The 11,878-nt window shown below is 59.8% G+C and carries 10 protein-coding genes and 1 pseudogene; 5 read left to right on the top strand and 6 right to left on the bottom strand.

Annotated features, from left to right (window positions below; translation table 11 throughout):
- Positions 1 to 148: 148 nt before the first annotated feature.
- Both ligD and ku read right to left on the bottom strand, forming a co-directional pair.
- A complete protein-coding gene (ligD, locus tag ACZ89E_RS06260) occupies positions 149 to 2,659 on the bottom strand; it encodes a DNA ligase D (protein ID WP_476255124.1) in 2,511 nt (836 codons plus the stop codon).
- Between the two features lie 33 nt (positions 2,660 to 2,692).
- Positions 2,693 to 3,568 carry a non-homologous end joining protein Ku gene (ku, locus tag ACZ89E_RS06265; protein WP_133839703.1) on the bottom strand — a complete coding sequence of 292 codons (876 nt, stop codon included), beginning with the start codon at positions 3,566 to 3,568 and terminating at the stop codon, positions 2,693 to 2,695.
- 202 nt (positions 3,569 to 3,770) lie between these two features.
- On the opposite strand from ku, the gene ACZ89E_RS06270 reads away from it, so the two are divergent.
- Positions 3,771 to 4,085 (top strand): hypothetical protein, encoded by a 315-nt coding sequence (locus tag ACZ89E_RS06270; protein WP_463257463.1) that lies wholly within the window; start codon positions 3,771 to 3,773, stop codon positions 4,083 to 4,085.
- A 51-nt stretch (positions 4,086 to 4,136) separates the two neighbouring features.
- Positions 4,137 to 5,288: a PQQ-dependent sugar dehydrogenase gene (locus tag ACZ89E_RS06275; protein WP_476255125.1), complete on the top strand. Its 1,152-nt coding sequence runs from the start codon at positions 4,137 to 4,139 to the stop codon at positions 5,286 to 5,288.
- A 142-nt stretch (positions 5,289 to 5,430) separates the two neighbouring features.
- Here ACZ89E_RS06275 and rimI read toward each other — a convergent pair whose 3' ends face one another.
- Positions 5,431 to 6,531: a ribosomal protein S18-alanine N-acetyltransferase gene (gene rimI, locus ACZ89E_RS06280; protein ID WP_476255126.1), complete on the bottom strand. Its 1,101-nt coding sequence runs from the start codon at positions 6,529 to 6,531 to the stop codon at positions 5,431 to 5,433.
- A 92-nt stretch (positions 6,532 to 6,623) separates the two neighbouring features.
- Between rimI and ACZ89E_RS06285 the strand changes: the two genes are divergently transcribed.
- On the top strand, positions 6,624 to 8,198 hold the full coding sequence (locus ACZ89E_RS06285; protein ID WP_149661623.1) for a RimK family protein: 1,575 nt from the start codon (positions 6,624 to 6,626) through the stop codon (positions 8,196 to 8,198).
- Positions 8,199 to 8,205: 7 nt separating this feature from the next.
- Positions 8,206 to 9,129, top strand: a complete 924-nt coding sequence (locus tag ACZ89E_RS06290; protein WP_133839708.1) for a magnesium transporter CorA family protein — start codon at positions 8,206 to 8,208, stop codon at positions 9,127 to 9,129.
- Here the strand turns inward: ACZ89E_RS06290 and ACZ89E_RS06295 are convergent.
- A complete protein-coding gene (locus ACZ89E_RS06295) occupies positions 9,110 to 9,442 on the bottom strand; it encodes a DUF2834 domain-containing protein (protein ID WP_149661624.1) in 333 nt (110 codons plus the stop codon). The two genes, ACZ89E_RS06290 and ACZ89E_RS06295, sit on opposite strands and share 20 nt — an antisense overlap.
- Positions 9,443 to 9,787: 345 nt before the next feature.
- Between ACZ89E_RS06295 and ilvA the strand changes: the two are divergent.
- Positions 9,788 to 10,783, top strand: a pseudogene (ilvA, locus tag ACZ89E_RS06300) (threonine ammonia-lyase, biosynthetic); the annotation flags it as partial.
- A gap of 24 nt (positions 10,784 to 10,807) precedes the next feature.
- Here the strand turns inward: ilvA and ACZ89E_RS06305 are convergent.
- Together ACZ89E_RS06305 and eco are read right to left on the bottom strand one after the other, a co-directional pair.
- Complete coding sequence (locus ACZ89E_RS06305) at positions 10,808 to 11,113, bottom strand: NIPSNAP family protein (RefSeq protein WP_149661626.1); 306 nt, start codon at positions 11,111 to 11,113, stop codon at positions 10,808 to 10,810.
- A gap of 182 nt (positions 11,114 to 11,295) precedes the next feature.
- Positions 11,296 to 11,778: a serine protease inhibitor ecotin gene (gene eco, locus ACZ89E_RS06310; RefSeq protein WP_149661627.1), complete on the bottom strand. Its 483-nt coding sequence runs from the start codon at positions 11,776 to 11,778 to the stop codon at positions 11,296 to 11,298.
- Positions 11,779 to 11,878: the final 100 nt, after the last annotated feature.

The following is an 11,878-nucleotide window of genomic DNA, read 5'->3' on the forward strand; positions in this document are numbered from 1 at the left end:
GTGGGGCGGCCGACGCCTTCGCGGGCAAGTCGGATCGCCGCACCGCTCGCTCCTACAGGGATTTGTGTCGTTCACCTATTATTTGAACGCCGCATAACCCTGTGTAGGAGCGAGGCTTGCCCGCGAAGAGGCTGGTATATTCAACACACTACCTAAGGCTTCTTGCCCCCAACTGCTTCCACATCTTCGCCGTAATCTTCTGCCGATTGGCATACCCTTCCCACGGATCACCTTTCAACCCTTCAAGCCGCTCCAGCAAATTGGCCACGGTCCATTCCTGTGAGCCATGCAGCGCCGTCAACTCATCCCGTGCAATCGGCACCGACACCGGCAACCCCGGCCGCGCCCGCACCGAATACGCCGCCACCGTACTGGCCCCACGGGTATTGCGCAGGTAATCGACGAAGATCTTGCCGACCCGGTTTTTCGGGCCCATGGTCGCGGTGATCCGTTCCGGCAACTGCTGCGCCATGAACTGGGCGATGGCCTTGGCGAACCCCTTGACCGTGTCCCAATCATCCTTGCGCGCCAGCGGCACAATGATGTGCATGCCTTTGCCGCCGCTGGTTTTCAGAAAGGCGTCGAGACCGATTTCATCAAGTACCGACAGGGTCAGTTGCGTCGCCTCGACCATGCTTTTCCACGGCAACGCCGGGTCGGGGTCGAGGTCGAGCACAAACAGGTCGGGCGTTTCGATCTTGTCGTGGGTCGCGCCCCAGGTATGCAACTCGATCGCGCCCATTTGCGCCGCCCCGATCAGCGCCTGGACGCTGTCGATTTCCATCAGGCGTGCATGCCCCAGGTCGATGTTCGGGTCCAGGTGCTTGATATTGGGGATCGCCAGACGCTCGGCGTGTTTCTGGAAAAACTGCTCGCCGTCCACGCCTTCGGGGGCCCTTAACAGCGACACCGGCCGGTTGCGCAGGAACGGCAGAATCCACTCGCTGATGCTTTCGTAGAACTGCACCAGTTGCAGTTTCTGCGTGCCGCTGTCCTTGTCGATGACGCGATCGGGGTGGGTGATCTTGACCCCGGCGACGGTGCTGTCCTTGCTGCTGGTTTTCTTTTCGCTCACGGGTTTGCTCGCCTTGGGGGATTGGGGCTGTTCACGCACGATTTCGGTCGCCGGTTTGTCGGTGCGCATGGCGATGAACGCGGCTTGGCGCACCACGGCTTCGCGAGTCCATTCGGCAAATTCGGCTTCGCACACCAGTTTCGGCTCGACCCAATGCACACCTCGGGCCTGCGCCGCTGTCAGCGACTTGTCCAGCGGCGAGGTTTTGCGTTCGAGCTTCTGCAATTGCCCATGAAACAACTTGAGATTGGCCTGGTTGAACCCGGTGCCGACCCGCCCGGCATACACCAACGCCTGATCGTCATAGACGCCCAGCAGCAGGGCGCCGAAACCGCTGCGCGAACCTTGCGGCGCGGTGTAACCAATGATCACGAATTCCTGGCGCAAGCGGCATTTGAGCTTGATCCAGTCCGGGCTGCGGCGTGACACATAAGTGCTGCCGGCGCGCTTGCCGATCACGCCTTCCAGGGACAGCGCACAGGCGCTTTCGACGATGTCCTGATGGTTCGCGGTGAAGGCTTCCGAAAAGCGCAGCACTTGCCGCGACTTCCGTCCCAAGGCTTTTTTCAACGCCGCACGGCGGTCTTCCACTGGCATCTCACGCTGATCAACGCCGTGGAGGAACGGCGCGTCAAACACGAAATAAACGATGTCCACCGAGCGCCCGATTTCGAAGGCGTTTTGCAGCGCCTGAAAATCCGGGAAACCCTTGTCGTTCAGCACCACCGCTTCGCCATCGAGCCAACTGCCGTCGAGCTTCATCTCGGCCAGGGCCTTGGCCTGCAACGGCAGTTTGGCGGTCCAGTCGTGGCCGTTGCGGGTCAACAGCTTCACCTCACCGTCGTCGATGCGGGCGAGGATGCGGTAGCCGTCGAATTTGATTTCGTAGCGCCAATCACCGGCCGGGGCCTTTTCCATCAGCGTGGCCAGTTGCGGGCTGAACGTTTCGGGCAGGGTGGTCGGTTTGGGCTTTTTAACGGTTTTTTTGACGGATTTTTTGGTGGTCTTATCGCCCACCGTGGCATCACTCAACACGCTTTTTGGCAGCTCGGCGACCACGTCAAACTCGCTGATCGGCCGTGCCTGTTGATCCTTCTCCTTGATCAGCAACCATTGTTCCTTGTCGCCACTGCCGCGCAGGTGCGTGCGCACCAAGGCCCAGTCACCGGAAAGCTTTTCGCCGATCAGGGTGAATTTCAGTTTGCCGGCCTTGTAGGTTTGCTGCGGATCACCCATCGGTTGCCAGACGCCGTGGTCCCAGACAATCACATCCCCGGCGCCGTACTGGCCCTCGGGGATGCTGCCTTCAAAGGTGCCGTAACTGATCGGGTGGTCTTCGACATGCACCGCCAGGCGCTTTTGCGCTGGATCGAGGCTCGGGCCCTTCGGCACCGCCCAGCTTTTCAGGGTGCCGTCGAGTTCCAGGCGAAAGTCGTAATGCAGGTTGCGCGCATCGTGCTTCTGGATCACGAAACGCAGGGCCGAGGCAGTTTTCTTGCCGCGTTTGGCCGGCGCCGATTCGGGCGGCTCCGACGTGATCTCGAAGTTGCGTTTGCGCGTGTATTCACTCACCGGTTTAGCCATGGCGGACTACCCTGTGCTGCGAGTCCCGGGCCGTCAGCCGCGAGAGCTCTTCGTGGCTTTTTTCGCTGGGGCCGGTTTGGCGGCGGCTTTGCGCGGTTTGGCCGCTGGTTTGGCGGCGGCCTTGCCGCCGAGGCTGCGTTTGAGCAGTTCGGTCAAATCGATAACATCGGCGGTTTTGCGTTCCTCTTCGCCGCTGGTGCTTTCGACGTCTTCGATCTTGCCTTCATGGGCCTTTTTCTCGACCAGGGCCATGATCTTGTCTTCAAAGCTGTCGCGGTAATCCTCGGGTTTCCAGTCGGCGCTCATGTCTTCCACCAGGCGCTTGGCCATCTCCAGCTCTCCTTTTGCCAGTTCCGGTTTGGTCACTTCACTGCCCAACGCCAATTCATCCAGGCTGCGCACTTCCGCCGGCCAGCGCAGCATCACCAGCACCATGGCCGATTCCAGTGGCATCAGCGCCGCCAAATGCTGGCGGGTGTGCAGCACGACATGGGCGAGGGCGACCTTGTTGGTTTTGCTCAAGGTTTCACGCAAAAGTGCGTAGACCTTGCCGCCACGTTTGTCCGGTGCCAAGTAATAAGGTGTGTCGATGTTTTGCAGCGGAATCTGCTCACTGTCGACAAAGGCGAAGATGTCGATGGTCTGGGTCGACAACGGGTGCGCCGAGCGGATTTCCTCTTCGCTGAGCACCACGTAACGGCCCTTTTCGTAGGCCACGCCTTTGACGATGTGTTCTTTGGTGACTTCCTTGCCGGTGACCTTGTTGACGCGCTTGTAGCCCACCGGGTCCATGCTGCGGCTGTCGAGCCAGTCGAAATCCACCCCTTGGGATGAAGTGGCCGACACCAGTGCCACAGGGATGTGCACCAAGCCGAAACTGATTGCGCCTTTCCAGATTGCCCGGGCCATCGTCGTGTACTCGCAAGTGATGATCAGGTGACCTGCGGCTCCGCGCAAAAGTTTCAGCGGCTTGCGCCCAAGCCCTGCGGGGGGATCAGCGGTGCGGCAAACGGGTGTTACATCTGTGAAGGAGGTTTCAGTTAACAAATGCGAACCTCGGGCGTAGCGTGGCATCGAAGACTCTATTCCCGTGTCCGCAGTGAGGCTCCCCATGAACAGATTTGTGCTCGGTTGCACCGTGTTGGCCTTGAGCGGTTTGCTCGGCCAGGCGGCCCAGGCCCAGAGCCCGACGGGCAGCAGCAACAACAATCCCTACAACAGCCCGATTCACCGGGCCAATCCCAACAGCATGCAGGGCACGCAGCCCGCCACCCGGCAGCCAACGTTCGCGCCGACGCCGCGTCCGCCCACCCTGGACAACGGCGGCATCGGCAACCGATATCCCCAGAACAAATCGGCGCCCAGCGCGCCACCGAAATTCATTCCCAACCCACCTCCAAGGGACTCGGACAGCAGCAACCGTTGAACGGCGGGACTGAGGTTCTGTCAGCCATTCGAACAGCAAAAGGAAGCGTGCATGTTGCGTAAAACCCTCCTGGCCACCTTCTGCGCCAGCGTACTGATCACCGCCACGGCGCCTGTTTTCGCCGCGCCCACCCAGCAACTCAAAAGCGAACAAGGCACCCTTGAGGTCACGCCGATCACCAAAGGCCTGGAACACCCGTGGGCCCTGGCGTTTCTCCCGGACCGCAAAGGCATGCTGGTGACCGAACGGCCCGGCAACCTGCGGGTGGTCACGGTCGACGGCAAACGTTCGGCGCCCATCAGCGGGGTACCCAAGGTCTGGGCCAAGGGGCAGGGCGGTTTGCTCGATGTGGCGCTGTCACCTGACTTCAAGCAGGACCGCATGGTCTATCTGTCCTACGCCGAAGGTGGCGGTGAGGGTGACAAGGCCGGGACCTCGGTCGGTCGCGGGCGTTTGTCCGAAGACCTGACCACCCTCAAGGATTTCAAGGTGATCTTCCGTCAGGAGCCGAAGCTTTCGGTCGGCAATCATTTCGGCTCACGGCTGGTATTTGATCGTGACGGCTACCTGTTCATCACCCTGGGCGAAAACAACGACCGCATGACCGCCCAGGATCTCGACAAGTTGCAGGGCAAAGTGGTGCGGATCTACCCGGACGGCAAGGTGCCGGATGACAACCCTTTTGTCGGTCAGGCCGGCGTGCGACCGGAGATCTGGTCCTACGGCCAGCGTAACCCCCAGGGCGCGGCGCTCAATCCGTGGAACGGTACGCTGTGGGAAAACGAGCATGGGCCCAAGGGTGGCGACGAAATCAACGTCATCGAGCGCGGCAAGAACTACGGTTGGCCGCTGGCAACCAACGGCATCAACTACTCCGGCCAGCCGATCCCGGAAGCCAAGGGCAAGACCGCCGAAGGCACCGTGCCACCGCACCACGTCTGGGAAGTTTCTCCTGGCATCAGCGGCATGGCGTTCTACGACGCCGATCGCTTCAAGCCTTGGCAGCACAACGTGTTTATCGGCGCGCTGGTGAGCCAGGAACTGATTCGGTTGCAGTTCGATGGCGACAAAGTCGTGCATGAAGAGCGCTTGCTGGGCGAACTCAAGGAGCGGATCCGCGATGTGCGACAGGGGCCGGACGGGTATTTGTATGTGCTGACGGATGAGGAGGATGGGGCGCTGTACAAGGTTGGGTTGAAGTGAAGTCTCTGCGCTGATCTTTCCCACGCTCCGCGTCGCTGATCGTTCCCACGCTCCGCGTGGGAATGCAGCCAGGGACGCTCTGCGTCCCAAAGCGTGACGCGGAGCGTCACAAGAGGCATTCCCACCCGGAGCGTGGGAACGATCACTGGTGGCGGGCATACAGGACAACCGCCGCCCGAAGCTTGCCCCGTCCAAAACTGCACATCTTCTCAAACTCCCCATGACTCACCGGCAGATGCTGGCAATCCATGGGTTGCCGATGCTGGCTGTGATCCACATCCGGGTCATGCAGGTAGACAAACTCTTCGTCGCAATCGGTCACCATCACCCAATGTGGCGCCTTGGAGCGGGTCAGGCGGTAGCTGCTGATCAGCACCAATGGCTGTCCACCCGCGTCCAGCAACCGTGGCAAATCCAGCGTTCCGCCAATCACCCGCTCCACATCGGTGTCCTGCAACTGCGCCGTGAACTCTTCGTGCACCAAACGCATGACGTCTTTTTTATGTTCATCGCGCACCCCATCGAGAAACAACGGCCCGGCCATGCTCAGTTGCAGCTGCACACGAAACCCGCGCCGCCATGCCGCCAACGCCAAACCTTGCGGGCTGCAACCACCGTGGCCCGAGGTCATGAACACCGTGGTCGCTTCGCGCCAGATTTGCAGCTCTTCACGTCGCTCCAGCAATCGCCCCTGCTGCAGCGCCCCCATCGCCATCAGCAAGCACGCCGGGCCACAGGTGAAATCGGTGGTCTGCCGATACCACGGCACCTGGATATTGCGCGAATCACGGTGCTGGAGGATGCGCTTCTCCAGACGCAGCGCGTCGGCATGGTCCTGGTAATAGTCATGAATCAGCGCAAACCGCCGATAACCATTGCGCTCATACAAGGCAATCGCTGCCGGGTTGTCGATGCGCACTTCCAGGCGCAAGTAGGCGCAATCATGCTCAAGCGCGCAGGCCTCGACCCGCTCCAGCAACTGTTTGCCCAAGCCGTTGCCTCGGGCCTCGGCCGCGATGGCAATGGAGTACAACCGCGCCAGGGACGTGCCACGGTGGAACAGCACCACCGCGTAGCCGAGCAGTGCTTCAGCGTGTTCCGCCACCAGCAACTGCCCGTGAGCCTTGGTGATCATCCACTGAAAACTGCGACTGTTGAGCCGGTCCGTGGTGAAGCATTGCTCTTCAAGTTTCAACAGTGCCGGTAAGTCTTCAACTACCGCCAAGCGAAAGACAGGATTCATATGACCGCCGTAAAAGTTGCGTAACGAAACGGGACTTTCGAAAAAGTTCGTGCTTAATAGGAAAGGTCTTGTTCTCCAACGGATCAATCACTATGTCAGCGGTACAAGGTCATTGGCGCGAAGTATCCGAGCAAAGTTTGCCGGCGGCAACTTATTTAAATGACGCGGTCAGCACTTCAAGTCAGTTGATTATCATCGTCGAACGCAAGGAAGACTGGGCGTCATATTTTCCCAGTGAAGACATCGTCACGGCCCAGGAATACCTGGAACAAACCCGCGACAACGAGCAGGGTAAACGGGTCCAGGTGATCAACCTGTGCCGCAGCTACAAGTACCTGGGGCACGGTTACTACTGCTCGCTGCTGGCCGAAGCCCGGGGGCACAAGGTCATTCCATCGGTGCGGACCATCAGTGAACTGACGCGTAAATCGCTGTATGGGCTGTCCCTGGACGATCTGGATAAACCGCTGGAAAAAGCCCTCAGTAATCATCTTTACAGCGATACCGAAGGCTTTACGCTAACCCTTTATTTTGGCAAGACTAATATCGAACCCTTGCAGGATCTGGCGCGGCAACTGTTTGAAGTGTTCCCATGTCCGATATTGCTAGTTGAGTTTAGAAGAACTAACGGCTGGCACATTGAAGGTGTAAAGTCCGGCGCCTTGCACAAGTTGCGTGAAGATCAGGAAGATCAATTTGCCAACTCCCTGGACAGTTTCAGTCGCAAGATCTGGCGTGTACCGCGCTCACGGCGCCTGGCGCGTTATGACCTGGCGATCCTGCATGACCCGCAAGAAGCGTTACCACCCTCCAACGCCAAGGCCCTCGATAACTTCGTGCGGGTCGGTAAGACCCTGGGCATCGACGTCGAGCTGATCGAGCGCAAGGACTACGCCCGCATCGCCGAATACGACGGCCTGCTGATCCGCGAGACGACAAGCGTCGACAACCATACCTACCGCTTCGCCAAGAAAGCCGAGAGCGAAGGGCTGGTGGTGATGGATGACCCGGCGTCGATCCTGCGCTGCACCAACAAGGTCTACCTGACCGACCTGCTGAAAAGCCACCAGTTGGGCATGCCCGCCACCGAAATTCTCTACAAGGAGCGACCGGAAGACTTCGAACGGGTCGGCGAGCGTCTGGGCTTTCCGCTGGTGTTGAAGATCCCCGACGGCTGCTTCTCCCGAGGCGTGATCAAGGTCGAAAGCCAGCAAGCCTTGCTCGAAGCCACCGCTGAATTGTTCGAACACTCGGTGTTGCTGCTGGCTCAGGAATTCTTCTACACCGAGTACGACTGGCGCATCGGTGTGCTCAACCGCAAGCCGATCTTTGCCTGCCAGTACTTCATGTCCAAGGGCCATTGGCAGATCTACAACCACAAAGCCAAGGGCCAGGACATCAACGGCGAATGCCGCACCCTGGCGGTCCACGAAGCGCCGCGCGCGGTGGTGGAGCTGGCGGTGAAGACTGCCAACCTGATCGGCGATGGCTTGTACGGCGTCGACCTCAAGCAGTCTGGCGACAAAGTGGTGGTCATCGAGGTCAACGATAATCCGAACATGGACGCTGGCATCGAAGACGCTTATTTGCAGGATGATTTGTACTCGCTGGTGCTGGAAGAGTTCGTCCGGCGCCTGGAGCTCAAGCGACGCGGCCAGGCCTGGTGAACGGCCGATGATCAAGAGTTTTCAACTGACCCAAGGCGCCCTGCACAAGGTTGAACGGCTGGACGCCGAAGTGATGCTGTTCAGCAACCCCGATGCCGCCGAGCGGGACTTGCTGCACAGCCATTTCAAACTCGATGAACACGCCCTGGCTTCGGCTCTGGACCCCGACGAGGTGTCGCGCATCGAGTTTCACCCCGACAACCTGTTCCTGATCTGGAAACGCCCGGAAAACTATTCCGGTGCCGGCAGCCTGGCCTTCGAGGTGTCGTCCTGCGGCTTGCTGTTCTCGCCGGGCCGCTTGCTGGTGATCGCCACCGACGACTCGCCGCTGCACGGGCTCGGCACCCGCCAGCGGCTCAACACGCCGCTGGATGTGTTGCTGGATTTGCTGTTCAACAACATCCATCACTACCTGGGCCACCTCAAGGTGATCAAACTGGTTGCCCGGGAGTTGCAGCAAAAATTCAACGCCTCGATGGAAAACCAGCACCTGATCCAAATGTTCAACCTCAGCGAAAGCCTGATCTATTACATCAACGCCATCCACAGCAACGGCGCCGTGCTGACCCGGCTGCGCAACCACGCGGAAAAGGAACACTTCAGCGCCGAGGCCATTGGCCTGATCGACGACCTGATCATCGAAAACAACCAGTGCTACAAACAGGCGGAAATCTACTCCACGGTGTTCTCCGGACTGATCGACGCCCGGGGCAACCTGATGAACAACAGCATGAACAACCTGTTGCGCAAACTGACGCTGATCAACGTGGTGTTTCTGCCGTTGAATTTGATTGCGAGCATTGGCGGCATGTCCGAGTTCAGCATGATGACGGCCGGGACGCCGTGGTGGGTGTCCTATCCGTTGTTCTTGACGGCGATGATGCTCGGGGCCGGTGTAATGGTGCTGGGGCTCAGGCGGCTGGCGAAGTGAGTGCCTTGCGCCGATCCTGCAAGCCACGGACAACCAGGTATAGCAACGGCCCGATCGACACGAAAATCGCGGTGAGCAACAGATAGGGAATTACGGACAGCGCCGATTGGCCGCGCTTGCGCGCATCGTGGTACATCCAGATGCCCGCCAGCGTCGCCAGCAGATAAAGATCAATCACCACCTGCGCCGTATCCGGACGCGACATCAAGCTGATGCCGAAATCGATCAACGACTGTTCGGCCTGCAGCATCACCGACACGGTGTAGCCAGCAAACGCGATCAAGGCAATCAGGGGCAGGGCGACAGACTTCATGGTTTCCATCCTTGGGGGCAATGAGCGGAGTCGCCAGACTACAGAGCCCCGGCAAAATTGGCCATTGACTTGCCCGCGTCGCCCGGCTAATTTCCAGCCATGACTTCCACCGTATTGCGCTGCCAGCCAAGCATTATTACCGCCATTCCTTATTTGGCGGGCTAGCTCACGACTGCAGCACCCAACCCGCCCTAGAGGCGGGTTTTTACTTTCTGTCTCCTGGGTTTTGAATCGACGCACCACCCGCGTAGGGCTGCCGAAGGCTGCGATCTTTTGCTGTTTGAAGATCAAAAGATCGCAGCCTTCGGCAGCTCCTGCGCAGGTCGTGTGAAACAGGAGATCAGCATGAACAGTACCGTCGCCCAGCAGGCCTTGCTTGAGCACTACGTGAAAAAGATCCTCGCCGCGCCGGTGTATGAGCTGGCGGTGCGCACGCCCCTGCAACCGGCGCCGGCGCTGTCCGAGGCGTTGGGCAATCAGGTCCTGCTCAAGCGCGAAGACCTGCAACCGACCTTTTCCTTCAAGATCCGTGGCGCCTACAACAAACTGGTGCAGCTCAGCGATGCGCAAAAGGCCTGCGGCGTGATCACGGCTTCAGCGGGCAATCATGCCCAGGGCGTGGCGTTGGCGGCGCGGGAACTGGGGATCGCCGCGACCATCGTCATGCCTTGCACGACGCCGGAGTTGAAGGTGCTCGGCGTGCGCAGCCGTGGTGCCGACGCGGTGCTGCATGGCGAGAGTTTTCCCTTCGCCCTGGAATACGCCCTGAACCTGGCGCAGCAAACCGGTCGCACCTTTGTATCGCCCTTCGACGACCCGGACGTGATTGCCGGGCAGGGTACCGTCGCTATGGAGATCCTGCGTCAGCACCAAGGACCACTGGATGCGATCTTCGTCCCGGTGGGCGGCGGTGGCTTGATCGCCGGTATCGCCGCGTACGTCAAATACCTGCGACCGGAAGTGCGCATCGTCGGCGTCGAGTCGGAACACTCCGCGTGTTTGCAGGCGGCGTTGCGGGCCGGTGAACGGGTGGTTCTGCCCAACGTAGGAACCTTCGCCGACGGCGTGGCAGTGGCGCAGATCGGTGCTTATGGTTTCGAGGTGTGCCGGTTTTGTGTCGATGAAGTCATCACCGTCAGCAACGACGAATTGTGCACGGCGATCAAGAACATCTACGACGACACCCGCTCGATCACCGAGCCTTCCGGCGCCTTGGCCGTGGCCGGAATCAAGAAGTACGTGGCACAGACCGGCGTCCGGGGCCAGACGTTGGTGGCCATCGACTCGGGCGCCAACATCAATTTCGACAGCCTGCGCCATGTCGCCGAGCGCGCTGCGTTGAGCGGCGTCCCGGCGTGAGGGGGCTCAGGCCAGCATCGGGCGCAGGAACGTGCGCTCGTAGCTGACGATAAACTTCTTCTCCACCAGCGAGGCCACCAGCGCGGTAGTTTCCGGATCGGTCATCGCGATATGGCGGTAGCTTTCATAGTCCGCCAGCGACGGAAAACTGAACAGGCAGTAGGCAATATTGCTCGCGCCCTCGGACGGCAGAAAGTAGCCATGATGAGTACCGCCCAGGCGCTCGACGATACCGAGCCAGGCCTGGGCGTAGGCTTCGAACTCGGGCAGTTGATAGGGGTCGATCACGTATTTGACGTGGCAGGTAATCAAAAGAAAGCTCCTGTGGCAAATATCGGAAGGCTGAGGATGATCCCAAGCCTGGTGGTGCCCCTGTGGCGAGGGAGTTTGCTCCCGCTGGGCTGCGTAGCGGCCCCAAGACTTCGAGGGCGATGGGAGGTTTTGTGAGTGTTGCGCACTCAAGCGGGAGCAAGCGCCCTCGCCACAGTATCGCGCTACTCCTGGACAGCTTTCTCAATCTTGCTCGACGCCGTCCAGATCCGATAACGAACCTCAACATCCTTGGGCACGTAAAGCACGATCGGCAGCTTGCTGTTATAGCGCAGCATGAACCCGTCACCGACCACCGGCACGAAGTCTTTTGTGGTCTTGCCATCCGGGCAGGCCATCATCGTGCTCATCGGCCCGATCACCGTTTCCAGCCGATAGAACGGATAACCCCAACCCTCCAGATTCTTCTCTTCGAGCATTCCGCCCAGGCGCTGACGGTTGCAGTCCACAGTCAACGTCTTGCCGGCCAGAATCTCGACCTGGTAGCTGTCTTCCTGGGTTTGTGGCGCGAGACGGATCACCTGGCGGGTAAAACCGCTATCGGCTTTGGGGAATGGCGCAACTTCCTCAAGTTTTGCGGCGTGCGCGGCGCACGACAGCCCGGCAACTATTAGCCCAACGGTCGTGTTTAAGGTCAACGAACCCATGATGCCTCCTTGCGTGTGAGTGGGGTCAGCGGATACTGAAATATTGGGTAGCATTTTTACTGCCGAACACGATGGATGCAAACCCATCGGTGATACCTGC

The sequence above is a fragment of the Pseudomonas sp. TE3899 genome, from assembly GCF_056279105.1.